The organism is Bradyrhizobium sp. 179 (genome assembly GCF_023073535.1).
Classification (GTDB): Bacteria; Pseudomonadota; Alphaproteobacteria; order Rhizobiales; family Xanthobacteraceae; genus Bradyrhizobium.
Window position 1 is genome coordinate 70,223 of the sequence record NZ_JADPJR010000002.1, and the last position, 25,602, is coordinate 95,824.

Below are 25,602 nucleotides of genomic sequence, written 5' to 3' on the forward strand. Positions count from 1 at the left end.
CATTCATGTGTTTTCGAGCGCGCGCCGCTTCGCCTCGGCGTCGATGGTCTTGGCGAGCTCGGGATGCCGCGCCATCAGCACGCGGAAATCGACGAGGTCGAGCACCAACAGCCGCGACACTTTCGTGGTCGAGACATTGGCGCCGCGCTTGTTGTTGCCGAGCAGCGCCATCTCACCGAAGAAGGCACCCTCGCCGAGCTGCACCTTCTTGCCGGGCAGGTCGACCTCGACCTCGCCGGCGGCGATGAAATACATGCAGTCGCCTTGCGTGTCCTTGCGGATGACTACGGTGCGTGCTGGCAGCTCCATGGTACGCAGCATGTGGGTGACGTCGGCGATGGCCGCAGGCCCGAGCGCCGCGAAGAACGGCACCTTGCTGACGGATTCCCAGGTCTTGAGGAAATTGTCGCGCCTGGTCTCCGCGGCAAAGCCGGTCGCCAGAATACCGGTCCATAGCCCGAACACGCCGAGGCCGGAGATCATGACCAGCGCCGCCACCATGCGTCCGAGTGGAGTGATCGGCACGACGTCGCCATAGCCCGTCGTCGTCAGTGTGGCGACGGCCCACCATAGCGCGGCAGGGACGCTGCCAAACGTCTGCGGCTGCACGTCCCGTTCCAGGAAATATTCGGCGACCGAGGCGAGGAAGATCACCATCAAGAAGATCACGAGCACGCTGATCAGCGGTCCCGATTCCAGCACCAGCACGCGGCGCAGCTGCCGCAAGCCCGGAATGCCCGGCACCACCTTCAGCACCCAGAGCACGCTGAGCAGCCATGCCGTCTTCGGCTCGACGCCGAGAACCAGCGCAGTCGGCACGGCCAGCGCTCCGACCGCGTCGACGATGCCGGCCGAGGACGACATGTAGAGCGAAAGCCGCCCCTGCCGCGCCATATGGCGCAGCCGGACCAGCCACTCGAATACGAAATAGAGGAGGCAGGCCCACAGCAGGATATCGACCCAGCGGCGCGACGCCTCATAAGCCGGATTGACCGTCAGCAGCACCATGCCGAGCACGCCAACGCCGACGGCCACATAGGCCGCCTTGGTCATGTTGCGGCCGGCCGTGGCGGCCGCGAACTGGGCCAGAGCGGAGATCAGCGGCTTGGACATGGGGAAGGCGGCTCGGTTCTGGCTCGTGGTCCCGGCTGGGACTTCAGGACCAAAGTGCCCGCCCGGGCCTAGGCCGTCAACGACGGCCTCGGGCCGCAGCGTCGTCGGGGGCGGACACTGAGGGCAGGCAAGGTGCCTGGCGGAGCGCCAAGCCGAGAGACGCTACCTGAAATGCGGTGGCTCGTCGTAGCCGCGGCGGCTGCTGAAAAACAGCAGCACCATCAGGCCAATGCCGACGACGACGGAAAATCCGGCCCCCAGCGCGAGGGCCCAATAGCCTTCCGCCGGGATCGGCTCGCCTTCGACCGCCATGGCGGAATAGGCGAAATAGCCAACCGCCGCCAGCATTCCCAGCAGGAAGATGACGAGGAGTGTACGCATGGCGCGTTCTCCGGTTGCAATCCGGGAGCCAACGGTTGTGGCTGGTGACGGTTCCTGAGTTCCTGCCGTCGATCTCCCGGGCAGGACGTCCGTCAGCCCGAGCTGAGGGCATCAAACCCGCGGATCAGGCGCTCTGGGCAGTCTTGACCACCACGACATTGCTATCGTCGTGCTGGGGCGAGCCGGCATCGCGGGCGGCCTGTTCATTCTCACTGGCATGACGTTTCAGATAGTCGCGGCGCATCCCGATCTCGTCGCGGACGAGCTCATAGCCGAGCTTGAAGGTATCGAGCCCGTCGGTGCTGATCGTACCGTCTCTGAGTCCAATGACGGCCCCGCGCAAGATGCTCTCCAACTCATCCTGGAGGCACTCGAGCTGATCCAGCGAATGGGCGTGCTCGATCCGCTCGCCGATGTCGAGAATGGCGGTGGAGAGCTCGCTGGCCTTCTCCGGCGCGATCCTCGTGATCTTGGCGTAGATCGCAGCGAAGATCGAGCCGATGATGCTGAACGCGGCGGCGCCCAGATACAGCAGGTCGCTGTACTTATCCATGAACGACTTGGTGTCGTCGTTGATGTAATCGGCGGCGCCCCGATGCGCGATCACGAAGGCATCCTTCTCGACAGAGGCCGGCTCTATCCTGGTGGCAAAGCCGTTGTCGAGCCCGAGCGCGGATTTGTTCTCGTAGACGATGCGCGCGAGCTCGCCTGCGGTGGTCGGCGACATCCTCGATTGTGCGACCAGGAGCCATTCGAGCCCGATGGTGTCGAGATCGTCCTCGGGAATTTGCGGGGATGTCGATAACGTGCCCGCTGTCAGCGTCTCGTCGGAAATGCCCGGGAATTTGCGCGCCAGGGCCTTGGCCTCATCGATCGCGTTGAGCGTGAAGCCGCCGCGCTTGGCGACCTGCTGATAGGACTTGTCCCTGACAGCTCTGGAGGCGTGGACGATGGCAATCACCGCGCCAAAGCCATTTGCCGGGGCAAACAGCTTGTCGAACGTTGCGCCCTGCGGCGCCATCTGGATTTTCGTGGCATCGGGGCCGTCGGGGACGTCGAGAACACTGCGGACGAAGGCGAGCGAGGATTCGTTCTCGGCGAGGACCGCGACCTTCTTCTTTTTCAACTCGGCGAGCGACTTGATCTTCTGTTGCCGGGACCAAGCAGGAGCACGAGATCGTGCTCGAGGACCGCAAGCGTGCGCGCCCGCAGCGGCACTTTTGCGTCCGTGCGCAGCACGGCGAGGTCGGCCTGCTTGCGGTCGAACTGTGCGATCGCCTTGCCGTTGTCCGCATTGTTGGCAATCTTGATCCGAAAGCGCGAGGCGTTGTTCTTCAGGAGAGCGGCGAGCTTGGCCGCGAACAGCGCCTCGTCGCTATTGGGCCCGCCGACGGCAAAGGTCAGCGTTTCCGAATTGTGCACCAACGTGCGGCCGGCCCAGACGGTGGCAAGCGACAGCAGCAGAGTCAGCACGACGTAGAGGAAAACCTGCTGCTGGTTGGTCTTGATCACTTTGGGGCGCCGGGGCGGAGGCTCGATCGGTGATGCGGTGGGGCCTTCAGCACTCATGGCAGCACTCTGGCCTTATTCTTTGGCTGGCGGCGGCGCGTGGACGGGAAGCGCAGCGGGCGCTTGTAATTCGTAAACGCCTGAAAAAAGAACGTATTTCTCTACCGGTGATGATAGCGCCAAGGTCGCGGAATGCAAATTTCGAGCCGTAGGTAACCTTACTCGGCGCCACCGCGGCGATTGGTCATCCTATCACCAGTTAGCCACAGTTGATGATTTTCCGGTTCCCCCCGGCTGCATTCCGCCGCGGGAGATGTCATAAATCACAGGTCCCGGCCGTTTGACCGGTCCAAGAAGAAGTTGCGCTGAACGCTCCAATTTTTCTTGTCACGTCATGAGGGCGTCAGCTTGTCGTTTCCACCCATGTCATCGGCGGTTCCGGTTGAAGCGCTCATTGGCTGGATGCTGCTGCTCACCTTCAAGCACATCATCGCCGATTTCGTCCTCCAGACCGCCTGGATGGCGCAGGGTAAGGATCAGAAGCACGGCTGGGCCCTGCCGCTTTTGGTGCACTGCCTCGTTCACCTTGCGGTTGCGTTGCCGCTGATCCTGATCGTGGCCCCGAAATTCTGGTTCGTGGCATTCATCGATTTCGTGATCCACATCACGATCGACCGCGCCAAGGGATTGGTCTCGGCCAATTTCGGTGTCGACATGGCGCACCCCTGGTTCTGGACCCTGATCGGCGTCGATCAGGCACTGCATCACCTCACCGGCTTCGGCCTCTCCATCTTCATGGCGGCGAACTGAGCCCGGGCTAGCGCGATGCGGGGCAATTCCTGACCGGCATAAAGGCGCGGCCAGAGCGCTGTGGCGGCAGTCGCGTCCCGCGATTCGCGGCCAGGGCGCAAGGACCCCGGGTGACTACCGGGCGGCGTGGTTAACCTTTCGTTAGAGAATTGCGCGGCATCTTCCGTACACGAGGGAGAACTGCAATGTTTTCAAGCCGCGACACCTTTGAAAGCGATTTCTGCCCGGTCCGCGACGAGCTCCTTGGCGAGATGTACCGCGCCAGCGAGAGTGGCCTGCCAAGGTTGGTCGAGAGTGTTGCCCCTGACGCGCGCGCCAGGCTGGCGCTGTTCTGCTATCGCCGCAGCCATCTGCATCCGCTGGCGCTCGCGATCGCCGCAAGCTGTAGCGAGCGCGACCTGATCGAGAACGGCGGCCGCGTCGGTTCGACGCTCTATGCGCTGTCGCGCGCAGGCGCTGCGAAATCCTCGCCGTCGCTCTCGGGCGGGCGCAAGCCGATCACGCTGTCGACCAAGCCGCTCTCGGTGCTGGCCCCGCTCGAGGACGAGCTCGACGACGAGATCAGCGGCGAGATCGGCGTAGCCGTTCCGGCTTAGACGGCCTCTAGCGCCGGGAGCCCGAATTTCCGCCGCGCCATCGTGCATTCGGCGTCACCCGGCATGCAGGTGCGGCACACCTCCGGCCGCACCGCGTAGATGCCGCATGCCGTCGTCGTGCCGATCTCTCCCTTTAACGCCGAGCAGCGATCGCCCTCGCAGCGCATCCCGGATTGGCGCGCGTTGACGAGCGCCTCCGGGATAGCTGCAAGCTCTTCGTCGCTCTCGATCGAGAAGCGCGGCCAGTTCGCCGAATAGCCGCAGCAGGCACCGCAACTCTGGCAACAGCTCGACGGATCGAGCGGCGAGATCTGTTCCATCGTGGTCACGTGTCCTTTGGCGGACCCCAGACCAGGCTCTGCCGCCATCTTGCGCGCAGCACGTCGCGCCGCTCCGGATATTTTTCGTCGAGATAGGTCGCCTCCACCACGCGGTCGGTGCGGAAGCTGCGGAAGTCGCTGCGCAGCTCGCACCAAGCCGCGAGCAGGCGCACGGCTTCGAGATAGCCGACCGAAATCGGCCAGATCATGCGCTCGCTGGCGCGGCCCTGCTCGTCGCGATAGCGCAACATAATCTTCTTGCCTTCGTGGATCTGCGTGCGCGTGCGCGCCATGTCGAGGCGGTCCGGCTCCCTGTTCCAGCTTGGCCGCGCGCGGCTCGCCGGCTCCAGCACGAAGGGACGCAGGCGCTCGGGGACGGTGTCGGCGATCTTGGCCATCAAATCTTCGGCGGCGCGCGCCAGCGCGGAATCGGCATGGCCCGCGACCCATTGCGCGCCCAGCACTGCTGCCTCGATCTCGTCGGGCGTCAGCATCAGCGGCGGCAGGTCGAAACCCTTTTCCAGGATGTAGCCCATGCCGGCTTCGCCGCGAATCGGGACGCGCTGGCCGATCAGCGTTGCGATGTCGCGATAGATGGTGCGCTTCGAAGTCTCGAGCTCGGCCGCGATCGCGTCCGCCGTCAGCGGTTTACGCGTACGCCTCAGCACCTGGATGATCTGAAACAGCCGGTCGGCACGTCTCATGACTGGTCTCTTGTTCGTGGTCTTTTCAAAAGGCGGCGCGCGGCTGCTGACAGGATGTTGGCAGCAGGGGAGTTCTATACCGGGACAACACGTCGACTGAAGAGGATTTGTCCATGATCATTCCAACCCATTTCGGCTCGGCCGGTCCGCTGTGGCGCGCCCAGATGTGGCAGGCCCGGGGGCTTCGCCGCCTCGTCTCGTTCGATCTCATGGCTGCTGACCTCCGATTTGCGTTCGCAAGCGTGGTGGCACGCTCGCTGATCCAGGCTGCGGACGCGCTCGTCCACCACGTCATGGCCCGCGCCTGGCAGGGGGCCCGTTTTGCAGAAGATATCACGGCTGCTGCCACCATGGTGGCAGCAGCCGGCAGATAGGTTCCGGCAGTTTTCGGTAGGTTCAGGAGAGGTTTCATGATCACGCTTTACGGCTTTGGCACCGGCTTCGGCCTGCCGGAAATCAGCCCCTTCGTCACCAAGACGGAGGTGCAGCTCAAGATGGCGGGGCTGCCCTACCGGAAGGAGCGCGCGATGCCGCCCGCTTCGCCCAAGGGGCAGCTGCCCTTCATCGACGACGGCGGCGAGGCGGTGGCCGATTCCACCTTCATCCGCGCCCATATCGAGCGGCGCTACGGCTTCGATTTCGACGCCGGCCTGTCGCTGACCGAGCGCGCACAGGCCTGGGCGTTCGAGCGGATGATCGAGCACCACGTCTATTGGGCACTGGTCGGGGCGCGTTGGGTCGATCCGGTCAATTTCGCCAAGGGCCCGTCGCATTTTTTCGACGGCGCGCCCGAGCACAACCGTGAGAAGCTGCGCGAGGACGCGCAATTCCGTGTTGCCGAGAATTATCTGCTCTCCGGGTTGGGCCGCCATGCGCCCGACGACGATGTCGATCTCGCCGTGCGCTCGCTGTTCGCGCTCTCGGTGCAGCTCGGCGACAAGTCGTATCTGATGGGCAGCAGGCCCTGCGGTGTCGATGCCACCGCTTTCGGCGCACTTGCCGGGATCCTGACGCCGTTCTTCGAATCGGCCTTGCGCAAGCGCGCCGAGGGATTTCCGAACCTCACCGCCTATGTCGACCGCATGATGGACACGTATTATCCGGAGTTCGCCTGGACCCCGCTGCGGCAGGCGGCTTGAGACGCAATTCGCGTCCACCGCTCGCTGCACCTCTCCCGCTTGTTTGGGGGAGGTGGTCGGCGCGAAGCGCCGGGTGAGGGTCTCAACCGTAAAACGGAAGAGCCGGCCCATCGGGCCGGCTCTTCTCTTTGGGAAACCTTCGCCGTGGCTACTTCACCAGCGAGTACTTGCCGTTCTTCACCGTGAGCAGGATGCGCGAGCGGTCGTCGAGGCCGTAGCGGTCCTTTTCGGTGAAGTTGTAGACGCCCTGGCTTGCCGCCAATTCCTTCTCCGTCAGCAAGGCCTGACGAATCGCTTCGCGGAATTCCGGCGTACCGGGCTTGGCCGTCTTCAATGCCGCCGGAATGATACGCTTGAGGATCTCGAACGCATCGTAGGAATGGCCGGCGAACTGGCTGCGGCTGTTCGGACCATACTTGGCTTCATAGGCCGAGTTGAGTGCGAGTCCCGGCTTCTTGGTCAGCGCGGTGTCCGGTTGATCTTCCGGGTCCATCACCGGACCCGAGGCCATCAGCACGCCCTCGGCCGCTTTGCCGGCGATGCGGATGAAGTCCATGCTGGCCGCGCCATGGGTCTGGTAGATCAGGCCCTGATAGCCGCGCTCGCGCAGCTCGGTCTGCGGCAGCGCGGCCGCGGTGCCGGAGGCGCCGACCAGGATCGCGTCGGGATTGGCGGCGACGAGCTTCAGCACCTGACCGGTCACCGAGGTGTCGGGACGGGCGAAGCGCTCCTCGTCGACGATGGTGATGCCCATCGGCACGGCCTGGGCCTTGAGGTCGTTGAACCAGAGGTCGCCATAGGAGTCGGAATAGCCGATATAGCCGAGGGTCTTCACGCCCTTGGCCTTCATGTGGTCGTACAGCACCTTGCCCACGATCGGGATCGGCTGCGGCATCGCCACCGACCATTTCATGCGCTCCGGCGTAATCGGGAAAGGCGCGAGGCCGAAATGCGGAATGCCGGCCTCGTTGGCGACGTTGGAGACCGCGATGGTCGGCGGCGTCAGCGCCGAGCCCATGATGATGTCGGCCTTGGATTCGGTCACGAAGCGGCGGGCGTTGGTGGTCGCGGTGGTGGGATCGCCGCCATCATCGAGCACGATCACTTTCAGCGGCACGCCGCCGATCTCCTTCGGCACGAATTCCAGCGCGTTGCGTTCGGGAATGCCGAGCGCAGCGCCCGGGCCGGTCGTGGTGGTGGTGATGCCGATGGTGATCTCGCTGGTCTGAGCCAGCGCGGGCAGGGCCGGCAGCGCCAGCGCGGCCGCGGTGACGACAGCGGTCAGGTAAAAGCGTTTCATCTATTCCTCCCTTTACGTTCTTCTTTGAAAGCAGAAATCGGGGGGTAATTCAGCCCCCTCTTTTGGTGATGCGGCGATTAGCTCCGGGCTCTAACTCCCCGTGAATTTGGCTACCATTTCCGCGGGGAACGGTGCCGATTTCAGCTTGTCGAGGTTAACGGGATCGCGCCCGACCAGGACGCGGGTCTCGAATCCCTCGAGCGCCAGCGCGTCACCCTTGTAGACGTTGTGCTTCACCTCGAAGCTCGAGCGCTTGATGCTCTCGATTCTGGTCTCGATCGTGATCCAGTCGCCGTAGGTCGAGGGGATGTAAAACTTGGCCCGCGTGTCGACCATGGGAATCCCCACCAGGCCGTATTTGCGGACTAGATCCTGTTTGGAGAATCCAGCGACCTCGAACAGGGTCGACGTCGAATCGTCGAACATCGCGAAATAACGCGGGTAGTAGACGATATTGGCGGGGTCGCAATCGCCCCACTGGATCTGGACGTCGCGCCTGTTCACGAACATGCGACGCGCCTTATTTCGGCGCCATGCGCAGCGAGCCGTCGAGGCGCACCACTTCGCCGTTCAGATAGGCATTCTCGACCATGTGCAGCGCGAGCGCGGCGAACTCGTCGGCGTTGCCAAGCCGGCGAGGGAAGGGGATCGCGGCGGCGAGCGAATCCTGGGCTTCCTGCGGCAGGTTGGCGAGCAGGGGCGTGAGGAACAGGCCCGGCGCGATCGTCAACACGCGGACGCCGAATTGTGCGAGCTCGCGCGCGATCGGCAGCGTCATGCCGACGATGCCGCCCTTCGAGGCCGAATAGGCGGATTGGCCGATCTGGCCATCATAGGCGGCAACCGAGGCGGTGTTGATGATGACGCCGCGCTCGCCGGTTGCCTGCGGTTCGAGCTTGGACATTTCGGCGGCGGCAAGGCGCAGCATGTTGAAGGTGCCGATCAGATTGACCTTGATCACCTTGTCGAAATCAGCGAGCGCCATCGGACCGTCGCGGCCGACCACGCGTTTTGCAACGCCGATGCCGGCGCAATTGACCAGCACGCGGGCTGGGCCGTGGGCCTTGATCGCCTGCGCGATGGCGGCTTCAGCCGAGGCGGCATCGGAAACATCGCAGGTCACGGCCACACCCTTGATCTCGGCGGCAACCGTCTCCGCGAGCTTGGCATTGAGGTCGCACACCGCGACCTTGGCGCCCTGCGCCGCCAGTTTTCGCGCGGTCGCCGCGCCCAATCCCGATGCGCCGCCGGTGACGATGGCTGGCTGATCCTTCAACAACATGGCGTTCTCCTAGAGCGATGGTTTCTTACCCGACCGATATCACACGGTCGAATGGATTGGCAGCATAGAGCTCGTCGATCAATGCAGCGCGATGCTCGAGCACGGCGCGCTGGTTGATCGAGCCCTTGTCGGTGACCTCGCCCTTGTCGATCGAGAGCGGCGTGTCCATCAGGATCGCGCGCGTGATCCGTGTGGACGAGCCGGTCGCCGAAGACAGGAAACCGGTCAGGCGTTCGCGGAACGCCTCGCGCACGAGCCGGTCGCGCGCAGCGACGACGAGATCGTCGGCGGGCAGCGTCGGATTGATCAGCCGGCAACCGTCGAGGTCGAGCACCACGAGCGCAGAGATCTCGTCACGGTTGATGCCGGCGATGACGACATCGCGCACCAGCGGCGCGCAGGCCGCAACGAAGCGCGCGCGCAAGGGGCCGACGCTGACCCAGGTGCCGCTGGCGAGCTTGAAGTCTTCACTGACGCGCCCGTCGAAGTCGAAGCCGGCGTTGAGATCGTTGGGATCGGCGGGCTTGAGCGCGTCGCCCAGCTTGTAAAATCCTTCCTCGTCGAACGACTTCGCGCTGATGTCGGGCTGGCGCCAGTAGCCGGGCATCACGTTCGGCCCCTTGGCGCGGACCTCGAGCTTGCCGTTGTTCGGCACCAGTTTTGCGTCATTGCCTGACACCGGGAGCCCGACATGGCCGGAGCGGCTGGTGCGCGGATTGACGGACATGAAGAACGGCGCGGTCTCGGTGGCACCTAAGCCGGTCAGCATCGGCACGCGATAGCCCTTCTCCTTCACCGCGAGCTCGTCGAGGCTGTTCCAGACGAAGGGCGACAGCGCCGCGCCCGAGAAGAACATCGCATGCAGCCGGTCGAAAAACTTTGCGCGCAGGCCCTGGTCGTCGCGCAAATACGGCAGCAGCGATTCGTAGCCTTTGGGTACGTTGAAATAGACCGTCGGCGAAATCTCCTGGAGATTGCGCACCGTTTCCTCGATGCCGCCGGGCACCGGCTTGCCGGCGTCCAGATACATCGAGCCGCCGTTGTAGAGCGTCAGCCCGATATTGTGGTTGCCGCCAAAAGTGTGATTCCAGGGCAGCCAGTCGACGATGACGGGCGGCTCGTCCTTGAGGAAGGCGAGCGTCTCGCGCAGCATCACCTGGTTGGCGCAGATCATGCGCTGGGTGTTGATGACGGCCTTGGGATTGCCGGTCGAGCCCGATGTCAGCAGGAACTTTGCGATCGTGTCGGGGCCGATCCTGCCGTGGACGCCGTCGAGATCGCTGCGGATCGGCGTCGCCATGAGGTCGGCGAGGAGGGTGACGTCGCGGCCCGGCACCTTGCCATAGGACGCGGCGATCTCGGTGCCGAGCGAGACATTGGCGGCGAGCGCACCGGCGAACTTGTCGGCATCCTCCGCGAAGACAAGGCCGGGCGTCAGCAGCTTCATCAGGTAGGACAGCTTGCCGTAGTCCTTTGACACCAGCGAGTAGGCCGGCGACACCGGGCAGAACGGAATGCCGGCATAGAACGCGCCGAAGGCGAGCAGTGCGTGATCGATCGAATTGCCGGAGAGAATGACGACTGGCCGCTCCGCCGACAGGCCGCGCGCGATCAGGCTTGATGCGATGTGCCGGCTCGCCGTGAGCAGCTCGGCATAGGTGATCTTGCGCCAACCGCGGCCGCCTTCGCGCTCGGCCATGAAGACGCGGTCGGGCGTCGTGTTCGCCCAATGATGCAGGCGGTCGGTGATGCGAAGGGGATAGTCGCCGAGCGGCTGCTTTGGCCTGAGATAGATCGTGCCGTCGTCGCGGCGTTCGATATCGACGAGGGGATCGCCGAACGAGATGGGCCGCAGCGGGAAAGTGCTCGCGCCGCGCTCCATGCTGGAAGAGGACGGCTGCGCGCTCATGACTTCGGCTTCACTTTTGCGGTCTTGTGTTCGAGGAACTCGCGGATCCTGCGCTTGGCCTCCTTGTCGCTCTGCGCGACGGTCGCCATCAGGGATTCCATGAGCAGGCCGGTCTGCGGATTGGCCTCCGCGATCATCGGCAGTGCCTGGAGCACGGCAAAATTCGTCAGCGGCGCGTTGGAGGCCACCTTGGTCGCAAGCTCCAACGCCTTGCCAAGTCCGTTACCGGCATCCGTCAGATATTGCGCAAAGCCGTAGGAGGCGCCTTCGGTCGCGCTATAGACCCGGCCGGTCAGCATCATGTCCATCATCCTGGCGACGCCGATCAGCCGCGGCAGGCGCACCGAGCCGCCACCACCGACGAAGATGCCGCGCTGCCCCTCCGGCAGCGCGAAATAGGTCGAGGGCTCGGCGACGCGGATATGCGCGGCGCAGGCGAGCTCCAGCCCGCCGCCGATCACGGCGCCGCTGAGCGCGGCGATCACGGGCACGCGGCTATACTGGATGCGGTCGAACACCCGGTGCCACATCTGGGAATGGAGCAGGCCGCCGGTCGCGTCGTGCTCGGTCAGCTCGGACAGGTCGAGACCGCTGGAGAAATGGTCACCGATGCCGTGAATGACGACCGCGCCGATATCGTCGGGCAGGGACGCAAAACACTCGCCGATTTCCAGGATGATGCCGTCATTGAGCGCATTGCGCTTGGCCGGCCGGTTCAGACCCACGGTCAGAATCCGGTCCGCCCGCTCGATCCTCAACAGCCCGGAGGCGCCCGCCTTCGCGGTCTCGGCGTTTCCCTGTGTCATTTGCGTCCTTGTCAGAATAGTTATGTTGTATAACGAATTTTGGGGGAGTCAAGGCGGGGGCGGTCCAGGCGCGCCAGAATGCTGCTCCAAAACGCGACGTCGTCCCGGCGAAGGCCGAAACCCATACCCCCCAGGGAGCACTTTGGCGAAGACCCCTTGCCCGGTACTCCGGCCGTCTACAATCGATGGACCACGCGGTAGGGGTCCGGGCCTTCGCCAGGAGGACGGCGGGGTGTGTTTTACATCACCTGGTGCACATCGATCACCACGCGGTCGGCATGGCGCGCGGCTGACGCCACGAAGATATGTTCCATCAGCCAGCGATAGGTCTCGTGCCCGGTCTCGAATCTCGGCACGGTGCGGAAATAGATCAGCTTCGGATCGACCGGCTCGCCGCGCTTGAGCTTTTGCAGCAGCTCCACCGGGCCGAAGCGCATGCCCTTGTTCTCGACATAAACGGTCGCGCCGTCGTCGGTCTGGAAGGCGTATCTGGCTTCGAGGTCGATCAGCTCGTTGGGACGGATGGTCTGGAAGTCGGCGCCGAAGGGGAGCACACGACCGGCGATCGCGCCCGTCACCTCGCCGCCGATGATCGGAATGATGCGTCGCACGCCGATCCCGGTCTCGCCGGCGCTGACGACGTCGCCGATTTTTGCTGTGATGGTGAAGACGTACTTTGTCTCGAGCGTCGGATTGGTCATCGCGTCACCTCGTCAATGCGCCATCATCCGCGTCGGCAGCCAGGTTGCCAGCAGCGGGAAGGCGATCAGGATCACGAGGCGCACCAAATCCGTCGCCACGAACGGGATCACGCCCTTGAAGATGGTGGAGAAGGAGACGTCCTTCACCACGCTCTTAATGACGAAGACGTTCATGCCGACCGGCGGATGGATCAGGCCAAGCTCGACGGTCATGACGATGATGACCCCGAACCAGATCGGGTCGAAGCCAAGATGCATGATCACGGGGAAGATGATCGGCACGGTGAGGATGATCATCGCCATGGCGTCCATCAGGCAGCCGAGCACCAGATACATCACCATGATCAGCGCCAGCACGCCGTAGGGACCGAGGCCGAGCCCGGTGAGGAATTCCGTGACCTTCTGCGGCGTCTGCGTCACCGTCAGGAAGTAGCCGAAGATCAGCGCGCCGATCAGCACCGTGAACACCGCGGCCGCGGTGCGCGTCGCCTGCAGCAGTGAGGCCAGCACCTTCTCGCGGTCGAGCCGGCCGGTCAGCACGCCGATGATGAAGGCGCCGGTGGCGCCGACGCCGCCGGCTTCCGTCGGGGTGAAGCGCGGCAGGAACGGCAGGCCGTACAGGCCGCCGATGACGAACACGAACAGCAGCACCGGCGCCCAGATGTCCTTCAATCCGGCAAAGCGTTCACGCCACGGCAGCACCTTGCCCTTGGGCAGGAAGTCAGGCCTGACATAGCCGATCAGGCCGATCGTGATCATGTACATGGTCATCGCGAGCAGACCCGGGATGATGCCGGCGATGAAGAGCTTGCCGATGTCCTGCTCGGTGATGATGCCGTAGACCGCGAGCACGGTGGAGGGCGGCAACATCGCACCTAACGTCCCGCCGGCCGCGATCACGCCGGTGGCAAAGGACTGTGGATAGCCGAAGCGGCGCATCTCCGGATAGGCGACGGCGGAGAAGGTCGCGGCGGTTGCGACCGAGGAGCCGCAGATCGCGGCAAAGCCGCCGCAGGCACCGACTGTGGCGATGCCGAGCCCGCCGCGCAGATGCCCGACGAAGCCATTGGCGGCGCGGAATAGCTCGCGGCTCATGCCGGAATTGCTGACGAAGGAACCCATCAGCAGGAACATCGGAATGACGCCGAAGGTGTAGTCGGTGACCGTGCGCATCGAAGTCTGGCCAACCAGCTTTAGCGCGGGCGTCGCGCCGACCAGATAGGAGAAGCCGGAGACGCCGACGAGGCCCATGGCCATGCCGACGGGCACGCGCAACAGCATCAGGACAAACAGGGAAACGAAGCCGATTACGGCGACGGCATCGGTGCTCATGATCACTCCGTCGCCTTGATTTTGGGATCGTGCATCTCTTCGGGATGGAAGATCAGCCGGTAGGTGCGAATCGCGATCAGCAGCACGGCGGAGACGTCGCCGATCCATGCGATCGCGAAGAATGGCCAGGTCGGCATGTGCATGTCGAAAGTCTGGACGTTGTCGTTGTAGGTGCCGCGCACCTTGTCGAACAGCGTCCAGGTCTGCACCGTGACGACGAACAGCAGCACCAGCGTTGCGAACACGTCGATCCAGCGCTGATAACGCGGCCCGACATTGCCCCAGACCAGGTCGACCGTGATGTGGGTGCCGCGATAGGAGGTCGCCGCGATGCCCCAGAAGATCAGGATGCCGAGCAGCATGCGGCCGATATCAAAACTGTCGGGAATCGAATAGTTTAGCGTGTTGCGCAGCAGCACCGACAGGAAGATGTCGAGTGCGACGAGGCCGACAAAGCCGGCCGCGATCCATTCGATCGAGTCGATAAAGCGATCCATCCAGGCGCGCTTCATGGGGAAAGAGTCCTTCCGACGAGTTCGAGATGTGCCCGTAATGGAGCTGCGCTCCCTCCCCCGCTTGCGGGGGAGGCATAGGCGGCCTTCGGCCGCCGTTCTTGAAGACAACGCCGATGCGGAGCATCGGCTACGGGAGAGGGTGCTTCCACAATTGAGGACCCCAAGAGGAGAGAGCCCTCACCCGCGCTAGGCGCCGACCTCTCCCGCAAGCGGGAGAGGTGCAGCGAGTGCGCCGCCACAGCGCATCACTCGGCCAGCGCGTTATACTTCTTCAGCGAGGCCTTCAGATCCGCAAGGGCTGCATCCGGATCGGCACCGGCCTTCTTGGCGCCGTCGCTCCAGGTCTTCACCAGCGGCTCGGCGGCCTTCTTCCAGGCCGCGGTCTGCTCGCCCGTGAGCTTGTAGACCTCATGGCTCGATTCCGCCTTTACCTTGTCGATGCCGGCGTCCTCGAACTTGCCCCAGTGCTCGCCGACCGCGCCTGCCATTTCGACCGTGCAATTCTTGTCGATCGCGGCCTTCTGCTTGTCGGACATGGCATTGTACTTGTCCTTATTGATCACGAACACGAAGGTCGTGGTGTAGAGCGGCGCCTCCATGTCGTATTTGGTCACCTTGTCGATGCCGAACAGCACCAGGGAGCCCCAGGGGAAGGTGACACCGTCAGCGACGCCGCGCTCGATGATGTCGCGCACTTCGGGCGCGGAGGACTGCACATTGGTGCCGCCGAGCGAGGTGACGAAATTCGCCATGGTGGCGTGGGCTGGACGGATCTTCAGGCCCTTCACGTCATCGGGAACCACGATCTTCTTGGTGCGCGAGTGGAAGGAGGAGGGCGAGTGGACGAAGGCGAGACAATACTTGACGTCCTTCATCTCTTTCTCGGCATATTTGCGGTACCAGGCATCCAGCCCCATCGAGCCGCCCTTGGCGTCCGAGATCAGGAACGGCAGCTCGCCGGCGCCGATAATTGGGAAGCGGCCGGGCTGGTACCCCGGATTGACATAGGTGACGTCAGCGATGCCATCGCGCGCCATGTCGTAATGGTCGAAGGCTTTGCCGAGTTGCTGGGCCGGAAACACCTTGCCCTTGATAGTGCCGCCGGAGTCCTTCTCGACCGCGGCCGCCCAGTCTTCCAGCGATTTCTGTAGGGGATGCGAGGCCGGCACCCAGTGCGAGATCTTCAAATCGAAGGTCTTGTCCTGCGCGAGCGCAGGCGTCACGCTTGCTGCCAGCAGCAACGCCAGACAGGCTTTCCTCATCACGCGTCTCTCCCTGTTTTCGACGGCGGGCTTCGACGGCCCCGGTCTCATTAATTAACATGTTATCTAATTGGCCGGCGTGTTCAAGCCGGAACTGACGCATGCCTGGCCGCGCCGCCATCTACGTCAGCCATGTTTGCATGGATTTGTCGCGCTGCGACGACGACCGCTCCCCTTTTGCTCAACGATTATATGATATAATTATCGTCAGCCGGCCGCGCGACAAGCAGGCCGCGACGAAAGCCTACAGCATCGGAAGGAGCAAGTATTGCGGACAAAAGTCGCAATCATCGGGGCAGGACCGGCCGGATTGTTGCTTGGGCAACTGCTGCACACATATGGCATCGACAATGTCATTCTGGAACGGCAGAGCCCAGACTATGTGCTCGGCCGCATCCGCGCCGGCCTGCTGGAGGAGGGGACCGTTGCGCTGCTCAACCAGATCGGCGCCGGATCGCGGGCACATGCCGAAGGCCTGGTGCATGAGGGCATCGAGCTCGCCTTCTCCGGCCGCCGTCACCGCATCGACATGAAGGCCGCGACTGGCAAGACCGTGATGATCTACGGCCAGACCGAGGTCACGCTCGACCTGATGAATGCGCGCAAGGCTGCAGGTCTCATTTCGGTGTACGAGGCCAGGGACGTGCAGCCGCATGATTTCGACGGTGCTCACCCGCGCGTCACCTATGTCAAGGACGGCATCACCCACACGATCGAGTGCGATTTTATCGCCGGCTGCGACGGCTTTCACGGCGTCAGCCGCGCCAGTGTCCCGGCCACGGCGCTCGAGGAATTCGAGCGGGTCTATCCGTTCGGCTGGCTCGGCATTCTGTCCGAAACGCCCCCTGTCAGCCACGAGCTGATCTATTCCAATCACGCGCGCGGCTTTGCGCTGTGCACCATGCGCTCGACCAAGCGCAGCCGCTATTATGTGCAGTGCTCGCTCGAGGACCATGTCGACCAATGGCCGGACGAGCGGTTCTGGGACGAATTGAAGCGCCGGCTCGACCAGGAGGCGGCCGACAGCCTCGTCACCGGTCCTTCGATCGAGAAGAGCATCGCGCCCCTGCGCAGCTTCGTCGCCGAGCCGATGCGCTTTGGCCGGATGTTTTTGTGCGGCGATGCCGCGCACATCGTGCCGCCGACCGGGGCCAAGGGGCTGAACCTCGCCGCGAGCGACGCGCATTACCTGTCGAGCGCGCTGCGCGAATTCTATGACGAGAAATCCTGCGCCGGGATCGACGCCTATTCCGCCAAGGCGCTGGCGCGGGTCTGGAAGGCCGTGCGCTTCTCCTGGTGGATGACCTCGATGCTGCACAAATTCCCCGACACTGGCACCATCGGCGCTCGAATCCAGCTCGCCGAGCTCGATTACGTCACGCACTCGCAGGCCGCGATGACGTCGCTGTCGGAGAATTATGTGGGGCTGCCGTTCTAGGACGGTGCGTCCACATCGTCATTGCGCGCCAACGGGTCCGCGCGAAGCGCGGCCCGATGACAGGCTCCGCGAAGCAAGCCAGAAATTTTCTTCGCGGAGACAGTCTGGAGTGCTTCGTCGCAAGGGCTCCTCGCAGTGAGGGCGGGATCGTTTCAAACGCCCGCGCAAATCCCGTTTAAAACTTTGTAGGTGATGCGTTCGTCACGTCCATCGCGTTCAATGCCAACGATCAGCAACGCGAGACAGCCATGACCGCAACCGATATCCCTGCTGGCTTCGAGCCGCTCTTTCGCAAGAGCCCTCTCACCGAGCCCTGGGAGCCGCTCTACGCGAAGAAGACCGACAAGTCCGTCATCATCGGCCTGCGGCTGGCGAAGCCGCACACCAACGGCCGCGGCCTGATCCATGGCGGCCTCATCACCGCGCTCGCTGACAATGCCATGGGCTACAGCTGCGCGCAGGCGACGGGCTGGACCACGTCGTTCGTGACGGTCTCGCTCTCGGTCGATTTCGTCGGCTCCGCCGAGATCGGCCAATGGTGTTCGATCGAGAGCGACGTGATCAAGACCGGCAAGACGATCTGCTTCGCACAGTGCCTGATCAAGTCCGACGACACCGTGATCGCACGGGCGAGCGGGACGTTCCGCGTGGTGCCGAAGAGGGATGACCGTCATTCCGGGGCTCGCGAAGCGAGAACCCGGAATCTCGAGATTCCGGGTTCGGTCCCGCGCACCGCCCCGGAATGACAGTCATCATCCGAATCTCCAGTCCGTCGTCTCCACCACGAGATCGATGAAGGCGCGCACCTTGGCCGAGAGCAGGCGCGAGGTCGGATAGACGATGTGAATCGGCAGTGCCGGCTGCTCATACTTCGCCAGCACGATTTTGAGCCGCCCGCGCTTCAGTCCTTCGGCGGCCTGATAGGCCAGCACCCGCGTCACGCCGCCGCCGCCCTCGGCATATTGCAGCGCCGCGTCGGCGCTGTTGCTGATAAAGCGGGGGGCCGCGGTCACCTCGATGTCTCGGCCGTCGCGCAGGAAGCGCCATGCGGACCAAGGGCCGAACTGGATGGTCTGGTGCGAGACGAGGGCCTCCGGCGTCCTGGGTTCGCCGTGACGTTTGAGATAGCCGGGTGCGGCCACCACGATCCGCCGCATCTCGCCGACCTGGCGCGCGACGAGTGAAGAGTCTGCGAGATGGCCGATGCGGACGGCGGCATCGATGGCGTCTTCCACGAGATTGACGAGGTTGTCGGACAGCCGCAATTCGGCTGTGACTTCGGGATAGCGCTTGAGGTAGGCGGTCATGACCGGTCCGACATGGAGCCGGCCAAAGCCGACCGGCGCCGACACCACGAGACGTCCGCTCGGCCGGTTGCGCTCTTGCCGCGCCGAGCCGTCGGCCTCCTCGACGTCGGCGAGGATGCGGCGGGCGCGCTCGAGATAGCGGGTGCCGACGTCGGTCAGCGTCACCTGTCGCGTGGTCCGCTGCAACAGTCGCGCACCGAGATGTTCCTCCAGCGCCGCGATCAGCCGGGTCACCGCTGATGGCGATAGGCGCAGCTTGCGCGCCGCCGGCGCGAAGCCGCGCAAATCGGCGACGGTGACTAAGACGTGCATGGCTTCCAGGCGATCCATGGCATTATTGCATATATTGCAACGGTGAAGTGTCAAGCGACCAGATTGTTCTGGCGGCTGGCAAGGCCATCTTAGCTGGCGAAAGACGGAAGAATGCGCCGGATTTCAGGAGACGTTCCGATGACGACAGCAGCCCACACCTATGCCAGCGACGTCGCCTTCTCGCCGGCGGTGAAGGCGATCCAGGCGCGCAAGGGCTCGCGAGCGGCCTATGCCCGCGCCGAGCAGCGCGGCTGGCGCACCGAGGTCGACGACAACCTCGCGGCGTTCCTCACTGAGGCCAACAGCTTTTACTTCGCCACTGCCTCGGCGGACGGCCAGCCCTATATCCAGCACCGCGGCGGCCCGAAGGGATTTCTCAAGGTGCTCGACAAGCAGACGCTCGCCTTCACCGACTATGCCGGCAACCAGCAGTTCATCACCCAGGGTAATCTCTCGGAGAATCCCAAGGCCTACATCTTCGTGATGGACTACGCCCATCGCCGCCGGGTGAAGATCTGGGGTGAGGCGCGCGTCGTCGAGGACGACGAGGCGCTGATCGCGTCGCTGATGCCGAAGGGCTATCGCGCGCGGCCGGAGCAGGTGATCCTGTTCAAGATCGCGGCGTGGGACACCAACTGCCCGCAGCACATCCCGCAGAAGTTCGATGCGGCGGATGTGGCCGCTGCGCTGGCGGCGAGGGATGCCAAGATCGCGGAGCTGGAAGCGGAGGTGGCGGCGCTGAAAGAGAAGGCGGCGGGCCGTTAGGCACGGATTTCGCAGCACCCTCCGCTGTCATGCCCGCGAAGGCGGGGCATCCAGTACGCCGCGGCCCCTCGGTTCAATCACAACCGTCTCGGCATACCGGATCGCCCGCTTTCGCGGGCGATGACAGCAAGTATGCCGAAGCCCTTCGAATCTAGATCGCACTCTCGCCTTCGTGCTGGAAGCCGAGATAGCTGGCTGCGACGCGCTCGTTTGCCGCGATCTCGCTGGCCTTGCCGCTGAGCGCGAACTCGCCGAGCTCCATCACATAAGCCTGGTCCGCGATCTTCAGCGCGGCCTGCGCGTTCTGCTCGACCAGTAGGACGGAGACGCCGCTGGCGCGGAGCTCGGTGACGATGCGGAAAATGTCGGCGACGATGATCGGGGCGAGGCCGAGGCTCGGCTCGTCCAGCATCAGGAGCTTCGGCTCGCCCATCAGCGCACGGCCCATCGCGAGCATCTGCTGCTCGCCGCCGGAGAGTGTGCCGGCGAGCTGCTTGCGCCGCTCCTTCAACCGCGGAAACAGCGCGTAGACCCGCTCCATCGAGGCTTTCGCCCTGCTTCGCTCGATGCGGAAGGCGCCCAGCTCGAGATTGTCCTCGACATTCATGGTCACGAACAATTCGCGGTGCTCGGGAACGAGGCCGAGGCCCATCGCGACGCGGTCCTCGATATCGAGCTGCGCCAGATCCTGGCCCGCAAAGGCGACGCGGCCCTTGAGCGGCAAAATGCCCATGATGGCCGAGAGCAGCGTGGTCTTGCCGGCACCGTTGGCGCCGACGATGGTGACGATCTGGTTGGCCCCGACCTCGAGCGAGACCGAGCGCACGGCCTCGACCTTGCCATAGGCGACATGTGCGTCGGTGACGGACAACAGCGCGCTCATGCCGCCACTCCGAGATAGGCCTTGATCACTTCGGGATCGCTCTTGATCGTCGCGGGTGTTCCCTCTGCGATCTTGGTGCCGAAATCAAGCACCACGATGCGGTCGGCGAGGTTCATCACGAAACCCATGTCGTGCTCGACCAGCAGCACGCTCATGCCGCCGTCGCGCAAATCGCGCAGCAGCGTCGCGAGCCGTTGCTTCTCCATATGGCGCAGGCCGGCGGCGGGCTCGTCGAGCAGCAGCAGCATCGGATCGACGCAGAGCGCGCGGGCGATCTCGACGATGCGCTGCTGTCCGAGCGACAGCGAGCCTGCAAGCTGGTGCATCTGCTCGGCAAGTCCGACACGCTCGATCTGGCGGGCGGCCTCGGCAAGCAGCTTGGCCTCGTCGGCACGGTCGAGCCGCAGCATCGAGGCGATCGGCCCCGAATGGCCCCGCAGATGCGCGCCGATCGCGACGTTCTCCAGCACCGTCATGTCGGGGATGAGCTTGACGTGCTGGAAGGTGCGGGAGATGCCGAGCTTGACGATCTCCTGCGGCGGCGCCTTGTCGACCTTGTTGCCGAGCACCGAGATCGAGCCCGAGGTCGCCGACAGTACGCCGGTGATCAGGTTGAACGTCGTGCTCTTGCCGGCGCCGTTCGGGCCGATCAGCGCGACAATCTCGCGGGCCTGGACGTCGAAGGAGACGTTGTTGACGGCGACCACGCCGCCGAACTGCTTTCGCGCTTTTTCGACCTGGAGCAGAATGCCGGATGGGCCTGCAGCGCGAGCGCGTGATTCGAGCTTCAACGAGGTATCGGGCTTCCTGCCGGTGGTGCGCTCGGGCAGGAACGACATCAGCCAGGGCCAGAGGCCGCCGGGCGCGAGCTGCAGCAGCGCCACCAGCATGATGCCGAACACGATGGTCTCGACCTGGCCGGAGCCGGGCAGGATCAGCGGCAGATAGCTTTGCAGCACCTCCTTCAGCACCACGACGATGGCCGCGCCGAGCACGCCGCCCCAGACATAGCCGGCGCCGCCGACGACCGCGATGAAGAGATATTCGATGCCGGCCTGGGCGCCGAACGGCGTCGGGTTCACCGCGCGCTGAAGATGCGCGTAGAGCCAGCCGGAGAGGCCGGCCAGCACCGCGGCATGGATGAACACCAGCAGCTTGGCGCGCGGCGTGTGCACGCCGAAGGCTTCCGCCGCGACATGGCCGCGCCGGAGCGCGCGGATGGCGCGGCCGGTGCGTGAGTCCAAGAGGTTCACCGTCAGCAGGGCCGAGACGATGACGGCGACCCAGATTGCGTAATAGATCGACCCGGGAGAGAGCATTTTGAACGCGCCGATCGACAGCGGCGGGATCGCCGAGATGCCGTCGTTGCGGCCGAGAAACTCCAGCTTGCTGAAGAGGTAGAACAGGCCGAGGCCCCAGGCGAGCGTGCCGAGCGGCAGGTAATGGCCGGAGAGGCGGACGGTGATCAGCCCGAGCAGCACCGCGAGCGATCCGCTGACCACGAGCGACAACGGCAGCGTCAGCCAGGGCGACAGGCCGTAGCTTGTCGACAGCACCGCGGTGGTGTAGGCGCCGAAGCCGACGAACGCCGCTTGCCCGAACGAGGTCAGGCCGCCGACGCCGGTCAGCAGCACGAGGCCCATCGCGACGAGGGCGGCAAGGCCGATATTGTCGAGCAGCACGATCCAGAACGGCGGCATGCCGGGCACAAACGGGATCGCCGCCATGACAAGCGCGAAGATGAGGATGGGAAGCCGGCTCTGCATCGCGCGTCAGTCCTTCTCTTCCTCGACCGCGGGCGCGGCGAGCGAGCGCAGCAGCAGCACCGGGATCAAGAGCATGAAAACGATCACCTCCTTGTAGTTGGAAGCATAGAAGGACGAGAACGCCTCGACGATGCCGACGACCAGCGCCGCGACGGCGGTCAAGGGATAGCTGACGAGGCCGCCGATGATCGCGGCGACGAAGCCCTTCAGGCCAATCAGGAAGCCGGAATCGTAGTAGAGCGTCGTGATCGGCACGATCAGGATGCCCGACAGCGCGCCGATGACGGACGCCAGCAGGAAGGCGATCTGCCCTGACAGCGTGGTGCGGATGCCGGCGAGCCGTGCCCCTAACCGGTTGACGGCGGTGGCGCGCAGCGCCTTGCCGTAGAGTGTCAGCCCGAAGAACAGCCAGAGACCGATGATGAAGGCAATGGTGATGGCGTAGACGGTGATGCTCTGGCCGGTGAAGCGCAGCGCGCCCGCGGTGAAGGCGCCGGACAGCACGGCCGGTCCGCGCTGGCCTTCGGCGCCGAAGAACAAAAGGCCCAGCCCCTGGAGCGCGAGGTGCACGCCCACCGATGCGATCAGCAGCACCAGCACGGAGGTGTGCGCCAGCGGCTGGAAGGCGATCCGGTAGAGATACAGGCCGATCATCGCCACGATCACCAGCGATAGCGCGATGCAGATTGCCACCGGGGGCTTCTGGGCGGCGAAGTAAACGGTCAGCGCCAGCACGATCGCCGGCAGCACGATGTTGGCAACGATGCTGCGCAGGATCAGCCGCCCGTGCAGCGCCTTGCGCGCCACGAACAGATCGAAGACGAAGGCGCCGATGCCCAGCGCCAGCGCGAGTTTTGCCGTGCCCGGCATCTGGCCCGCCGCCAGCGAGGCATAGGTCAGCGCGCCATAGGTGACGAATTCGCCCTGGGGAATGAGGATGACGCGGGTGACGGCGAACACCAGCACCAGCGCCAGGCCGAGCAGCGCATAGATCGCGCCATTAGTGATGCCGTCCTGCACCAGGAACAGCATGATGGTGGTATTCAAGACCGGACGCTCCCCCTAAAGATGACGGACCGGTCCCCCCATTGTGGTGGACGGTCCGCTCACAGCCATTGAAAAACGCTGGCGATATTTGATATGATCCATAACAATTATCAAATATAATCTCAAGCGTGGCGCGGGCGATCGGGCCGAATTTAGCGGGATTACGAGCAAGAGGCGATGACCGTTTCCAAAACTGCTGAAAAGTCCTCCGAAAAGCCGGCCGACACGGCCAAGGGCCGCAAGGACGCCGCCGAGGCTCAGCCCGAGGCGCTTCAGCTCGGCGAGCTCTCGGAGCAGCTCGGCTACGTCTTGAAGCGGGCCCAGCTCAAGGTGTTCGAGAATTTTTTGCGTTGCATGGCCACGCTCCAGCTCACGCCGGCGCAATTCTCGGTGCTGCTGCTGGTCGAGAAGAATCCGGGCCGTAACCAGACCGAGATCGCCTCCACCCTCGGCATTCTCCGGCCGAACTTCGTGGCCATGCTCGACAATCTCGAAAGCCGCGACCTTTGCGCGCGGATCCGCTCCACCAATGACCGCCGCTCGCACATCCTGGTCCTGACCGACAAGGGCAAGGCCGTGCTGACCCGCGCCAAGAAGCTCGTCGCCACCAAGCACGAGGCGAGGCTCAACGACCTGCTCGGGCAGGCCAACCGCGAAACCCTGCTCGCGATGCTCGCGAAAATCGCCAACGAGTTTTGAGGTGCGGCGGGACCGCGTAACCGGGCCGTCTCGTGGCAAGCCCAAGCCACATTCTCCGCTGTCATGGCCCGGCTTGCCGTCTTCGCTAACGCTTCGCCGGCCCAACACTGAAGAGCCCGGCGAAGCTATAGCGTAGCCGGGACCGGGCGATCCAGTATTCCAGAGCCGGCGCGGCTAAATCGAGAGGCCGCGGCGTACTGGATTCGCCGAATTCGAGGCCCGGTGGCGGGGAATGACAGCGCAGTGTGGAGAGCGACCTCAATCCACCAGGATCACACGGATATCGTTCACATTGGTCAGCGTCGGGCCGGGCTGTAGCAGATCGCCGGTCGCCTCGAAGAACGTGGTCGCGTCGTTGTTGTCGAGATAGACCTCTGGCTTAAGCCCCAGCGCCTTCATCTTGGCGAACGTGGCCGCGTCGATCAGCGCGCCGGCGGGGTCGGTGGGATGGCCGGCGCCGCCATCGGCGCCATCGGTGTCGCCGGCCAGCGCCGAGATGCCAGCCGTGTCCTTCAAGAGGCCCGCGAGCGCCAGCGCGTATTCCTGGTTCGGTCCGCCGCGCCCCTGGCCGCGCACGGTCACCGTAAGCTCACCGCCGGAGAGGATCGCGACGCGCCTGCCTTGCGCGCGCGCTTGCAGCGCGAGCTTGGCATGATCGGCAGCGACCTCGCGGGCCTCGCCTTCGAGATCGGCGCCGAGGTCGATGGTCTCGTAACCGGACTCGCGCGCCAGCTTCACCGCCGCGTCGAGCGACTGCTTGGGCCGCGCGATCAGCTCGAAATGCGCGCGCGCGAAGGGGGCGTCACCGGGCTTGCAGCTTTCATTGGCGGGATCATCCAGCGCGCGGCGAACGGCGTCGTCGATGTCGAGCTTGTATTTCGCCACGATCGCACGTGCATCTGAAAGCGTGGTCGGATCCGGCACGGTCGGGCCGGAGGCGATCGCGGAAGGGTCGTCGTGCGGCACGTCGGAGATCGCCAGCGTGACGATCTCGGCGGCATTTTTGCCGGCGCGCGCCAGCCGGCCGCCCTTGATCCGCGACAGATGTTTCCTGACCGTGTTCATCTCGCCGATCGGCGCGCCCGAGCGCAGCAGCGCCTTGTTGACCGCCTGCTTCTGCGCGAAGCTGATGCCGTCCACCGGCGCGATCCAGTTCGCCGAGCCGCCGCCGGTGAGCAGCACCAGAAGCAGATCGTCCGGCCTGGCCTCGCCCGCGAGCGCGAGCGTGTCGGCCGCACCTTTGAGGCCAGCCTCGTCAGGCACGGGATGGCCGGCCTCGACCACGCGGATGCGGCGCGTCGGCACGCCATAGCCATGGCGCGTGGTGGCGATGCCGACGAGGCGCTCCGGCGCGAGCTTCAAGGTGTCGAGATAGTGCCGCTCCGCGGCCGCGGCCATAGCGCCTGCGCCCTTGCCGGCGGCGAGGCAGATCACCCGTCCTTTGGGCGCGGGCCGCAGGTGCGGCGCCAGCACGACGTTGGGGTGGGCGGCGGCAACGGCAGCGTCGTAGAGTGCGCGGAGCAGGGGACGGCGGTCGGTCATGACGAAGGCCTTGGGCAGGGTCTCGGGCGAAGCGATGGCGGCGATACCGCCGCTCCCCTGCCTACCGCATCGGGCGCCAAAGCGTAAGCGCCCTCTGCCATCATTGGATTATGCAATCGCGTGATCATAATCGGCGCGCAAGCAAAAACCCCTGCGCGAGCCGC

General features: G+C 64.6%; 25 protein-coding genes and 2 pseudogenes. 8 read left to right on the forward strand and 19 right to left on the reverse strand.

The window, feature by feature from the left end:
* Nucleotides 1-3: 3 nt before the first annotated feature.
* The 3 genes and pseudogenes from IVB12_RS00390 to IVB12_RS00400 all read right to left on the reverse strand — a co-directional run bounded on the left by IVB12_RS00390 (nucleotide 4) and on the right by IVB12_RS00400 (nucleotide 3,063).
* A complete protein-coding gene (locus IVB12_RS00390) occupies nucleotides 4-1,113 on the reverse strand; it encodes a cyclic nucleotide-gated ion channel (RefSeq protein ID WP_247294532.1) in 1,110 nt (369 codons plus the stop codon).
* 162 nt (nucleotides 1,114-1,275) lie between these two features.
* Nucleotides 1,276-1,494: a hypothetical protein gene (locus tag IVB12_RS00395; protein ID WP_247294533.1), complete on the reverse strand. Its 219-nt coding sequence runs from the start codon at nucleotides 1,492-1,494 to the stop codon at nucleotides 1,276-1,278.
* Nucleotides 1,495-1,618: 124 nt separating this feature from the next.
* A pseudogene (locus IVB12_RS00400) lies at nucleotides 1,619-3,063 on the reverse strand (TAXI family TRAP transporter solute-binding subunit).
* 402 nt (nucleotides 3,064-3,465) lie between these two features.
* Between IVB12_RS00400 and IVB12_RS00410 the strand changes: the two are divergent.
* Complete coding sequence (locus tag IVB12_RS00410; RefSeq protein WP_247277938.1) at nucleotides 3,466-3,813, forward strand: DUF3307 domain-containing protein; 348 nt, start codon at nucleotides 3,466-3,468, stop codon at nucleotides 3,811-3,813.
* 185 nt (nucleotides 3,814-3,998) lie between these two features.
* Complete coding sequence (locus IVB12_RS00415; RefSeq protein ID WP_247294539.1) at nucleotides 3,999-4,409, forward strand: hypothetical protein; 411 nt, start codon at nucleotides 3,999-4,001, stop codon at nucleotides 4,407-4,409.
* Here IVB12_RS00415 and IVB12_RS00420 read toward each other — a convergent pair.
* Both IVB12_RS00420 and IVB12_RS00425 read right to left on the reverse strand, forming a co-directional pair.
* A complete protein-coding gene (locus IVB12_RS00420) occupies nucleotides 4,406-4,729 on the reverse strand; it encodes a YkgJ family cysteine cluster protein (RefSeq protein WP_247294541.1) in 324 nt (107 codons plus the stop codon). The genes IVB12_RS00415 and IVB12_RS00420 overlap by 4 nt on opposite strands.
* Before the next feature lie 5 nt (nucleotides 4,730-4,734).
* Nucleotides 4,735-5,433 carry a YafY family protein gene (locus IVB12_RS00425; protein WP_091890491.1) on the reverse strand — a complete coding sequence of 233 codons (699 nt, stop codon included), beginning with the start codon at nucleotides 5,431-5,433 and terminating at the stop codon, nucleotides 4,735-4,737.
* 113 nt (nucleotides 5,434-5,546) lie between these two features.
* Between IVB12_RS00425 and IVB12_RS00430 the strand changes: the two genes are divergently transcribed.
* On the forward strand, nucleotides 5,547-5,807 hold the full coding sequence (locus IVB12_RS00430; protein WP_247294543.1) for a hypothetical protein: 261 nt from the start codon (nucleotides 5,547-5,549) through the stop codon (nucleotides 5,805-5,807).
* Between the two features lie 36 nt (nucleotides 5,808-5,843).
* Entirely contained in the window at nucleotides 5,844-6,572 is a 729-nt protein-coding gene (locus IVB12_RS00435) for a glutathione S-transferase family protein (RefSeq protein ID WP_247294544.1), read from the forward strand.
* Between the two features lie 148 nt (nucleotides 6,573-6,720).
* Here IVB12_RS00435 and IVB12_RS00440 read toward each other — a convergent pair whose 3' ends face one another.
* The 9 genes from IVB12_RS00440 to IVB12_RS00480 all read right to left on the reverse strand — a co-directional run bounded on the left by IVB12_RS00440 (nucleotide 6,721) and on the right by IVB12_RS00480 (nucleotide 15,679).
* Nucleotides 6,721-7,872: an ABC transporter substrate-binding protein gene (locus IVB12_RS00440; RefSeq protein ID WP_247294547.1), complete on the reverse strand. Its 1,152-nt coding sequence runs from the start codon at nucleotides 7,870-7,872 to the stop codon at nucleotides 6,721-6,723.
* Nucleotides 7,873-7,962: 90 nt separating this feature from the next.
* Entirely contained in the window at nucleotides 7,963-8,382 is a 420-nt protein-coding gene (locus IVB12_RS00445; RefSeq protein WP_247294550.1) for a thioesterase family protein, read from the reverse strand.
* A gap of 10 nt (nucleotides 8,383-8,392) precedes the next feature.
* The gene (locus IVB12_RS00450; protein WP_247294552.1) at nucleotides 8,393-9,154 is read right to left on the reverse strand and encodes an SDR family NAD(P)-dependent oxidoreductase; all 762 of its coding nucleotides are present in this window, start codon (nucleotides 9,152-9,154) and stop codon (nucleotides 8,393-8,395) included.
* Between the two features lie 25 nt (nucleotides 9,155-9,179).
* Nucleotides 9,180-11,063, reverse strand: coding sequence for a feruloyl-CoA synthase (locus IVB12_RS00455; protein ID WP_247294554.1), 1,884 nt, complete (start codon nucleotides 11,061-11,063; stop codon nucleotides 9,180-9,182).
* A complete protein-coding gene (locus tag IVB12_RS00460; RefSeq protein WP_247294555.1) occupies nucleotides 11,060-11,869 on the reverse strand; it encodes a crotonase/enoyl-CoA hydratase family protein in 810 nt (269 codons plus the stop codon). Before IVB12_RS00460 ends, IVB12_RS00455 begins: the two co-directional genes overlap by 4 nt.
* 239 nt (nucleotides 11,870-12,108) lie before the next feature.
* Nucleotides 12,109-12,570 carry a DUF3237 domain-containing protein gene (locus IVB12_RS00465; RefSeq protein ID WP_247294556.1) on the reverse strand — a complete coding sequence of 154 codons (462 nt, stop codon included), beginning with the start codon at nucleotides 12,568-12,570 and terminating at the stop codon, nucleotides 12,109-12,111.
* 12 nt (nucleotides 12,571-12,582) lie between these two features.
* On the reverse strand, nucleotides 12,583-13,902 hold the full coding sequence (locus IVB12_RS00470; RefSeq protein ID WP_247294557.1) for a TRAP transporter permease: 1,320 nt from the start codon (nucleotides 13,900-13,902) through the stop codon (nucleotides 12,583-12,585).
* A gap of 2 nt (nucleotides 13,903-13,904) precedes the next feature.
* The gene (locus IVB12_RS00475) at nucleotides 13,905-14,414 is read right to left on the reverse strand and encodes a TRAP transporter small permease (protein ID WP_247277892.1); all 510 of its coding nucleotides are present in this window, start codon (nucleotides 14,412-14,414) and stop codon (nucleotides 13,905-13,907) included.
* Between the two features lie 248 nt (nucleotides 14,415-14,662).
* Nucleotides 14,663-15,679 carry a TRAP transporter substrate-binding protein gene (locus IVB12_RS00480; protein WP_247277891.1) on the reverse strand — a complete coding sequence of 339 codons (1,017 nt, stop codon included), beginning with the start codon at nucleotides 15,677-15,679 and terminating at the stop codon, nucleotides 14,663-14,665.
* A gap of 268 nt (nucleotides 15,680-15,947) precedes the next feature.
* Here IVB12_RS00480 and pobA point away from each other — a divergent pair, with 268 nt between their 5' ends.
* On the forward strand, nucleotides 15,948-17,117 hold the full coding sequence (gene pobA, locus IVB12_RS00485; RefSeq protein WP_247294558.1) for a 4-hydroxybenzoate 3-monooxygenase: 1,170 nt from the start codon (nucleotides 15,948-15,950) through the stop codon (nucleotides 17,115-17,117).
* A 248-nt stretch (nucleotides 17,118-17,365) separates the two neighbouring features.
* A pseudogene (locus IVB12_RS00490) lies at nucleotides 17,366-17,779 on the forward strand (PaaI family thioesterase); the annotation flags it as partial.
* 90 nt (nucleotides 17,780-17,869) lie between these two features.
* Here the strand turns inward: IVB12_RS00490 and IVB12_RS00495 are convergent.
* Nucleotides 17,870-18,754, reverse strand: a complete 885-nt coding sequence (locus IVB12_RS00495) for a LysR family transcriptional regulator (protein ID WP_247294559.1) — start codon at nucleotides 18,752-18,754, stop codon at nucleotides 17,870-17,872.
* 120 nt (nucleotides 18,755-18,874) lie between these two features.
* On the opposite strand from IVB12_RS00495, the gene IVB12_RS00500 reads away from it, so the two are divergent.
* Nucleotides 18,875-19,501 (forward strand): pyridoxamine 5'-phosphate oxidase family protein, encoded by a 627-nt coding sequence (locus tag IVB12_RS00500; protein ID WP_247294560.1) that lies wholly within the window; start codon nucleotides 18,875-18,877, stop codon nucleotides 19,499-19,501.
* Nucleotides 19,502-19,652: 151 nt separating this feature from the next.
* Here IVB12_RS00500 and IVB12_RS00505 read toward each other — a convergent pair whose 3' ends face one another.
* From IVB12_RS00505 to IVB12_RS00515, 3 genes are read right to left on the reverse strand one after another with little or no spacing between them, the layout of a single operon-like run.
* Complete coding sequence (locus IVB12_RS00505) at nucleotides 19,653-20,384, reverse strand: ABC transporter ATP-binding protein (RefSeq protein WP_247294563.1); 732 nt, start codon at nucleotides 20,382-20,384, stop codon at nucleotides 19,653-19,655.
* Complete coding sequence (locus IVB12_RS00510; RefSeq protein ID WP_247294566.1) at nucleotides 20,381-22,150, reverse strand: branched-chain amino acid ABC transporter ATP-binding protein/permease; 1,770 nt, start codon at nucleotides 22,148-22,150, stop codon at nucleotides 20,381-20,383. The genes IVB12_RS00505 and IVB12_RS00510 overlap by 4 nt, the downstream gene beginning before the upstream one ends.
* Before the next feature lie 6 nt (nucleotides 22,151-22,156).
* On the reverse strand, nucleotides 22,157-23,197 hold the full coding sequence (locus IVB12_RS00515; RefSeq protein WP_247277881.1) for a branched-chain amino acid ABC transporter permease: 1,041 nt from the start codon (nucleotides 23,195-23,197) through the stop codon (nucleotides 22,157-22,159).
* Nucleotides 23,198-23,374: 177 nt separating this feature from the next.
* Between IVB12_RS00515 and IVB12_RS00520 the strand changes: the two genes are divergently transcribed.
* The gene (locus IVB12_RS00520; protein ID WP_247294568.1) at nucleotides 23,375-23,896 is read left to right on the forward strand and encodes a MarR family transcriptional regulator; all 522 of its coding nucleotides are present in this window, start codon (nucleotides 23,375-23,377) and stop codon (nucleotides 23,894-23,896) included.
* A 258-nt stretch (nucleotides 23,897-24,154) separates the two neighbouring features.
* On the opposite strand, the gene IVB12_RS00525 is transcribed toward IVB12_RS00520, so the two are convergent.
* Nucleotides 24,155-25,438, reverse strand: coding sequence for a glycerate kinase (locus tag IVB12_RS00525; RefSeq protein WP_247294571.1), 1,284 nt, complete (start codon nucleotides 25,436-25,438; stop codon nucleotides 24,155-24,157).
* Nucleotides 25,439-25,602: the final 164 nt, after the last annotated feature.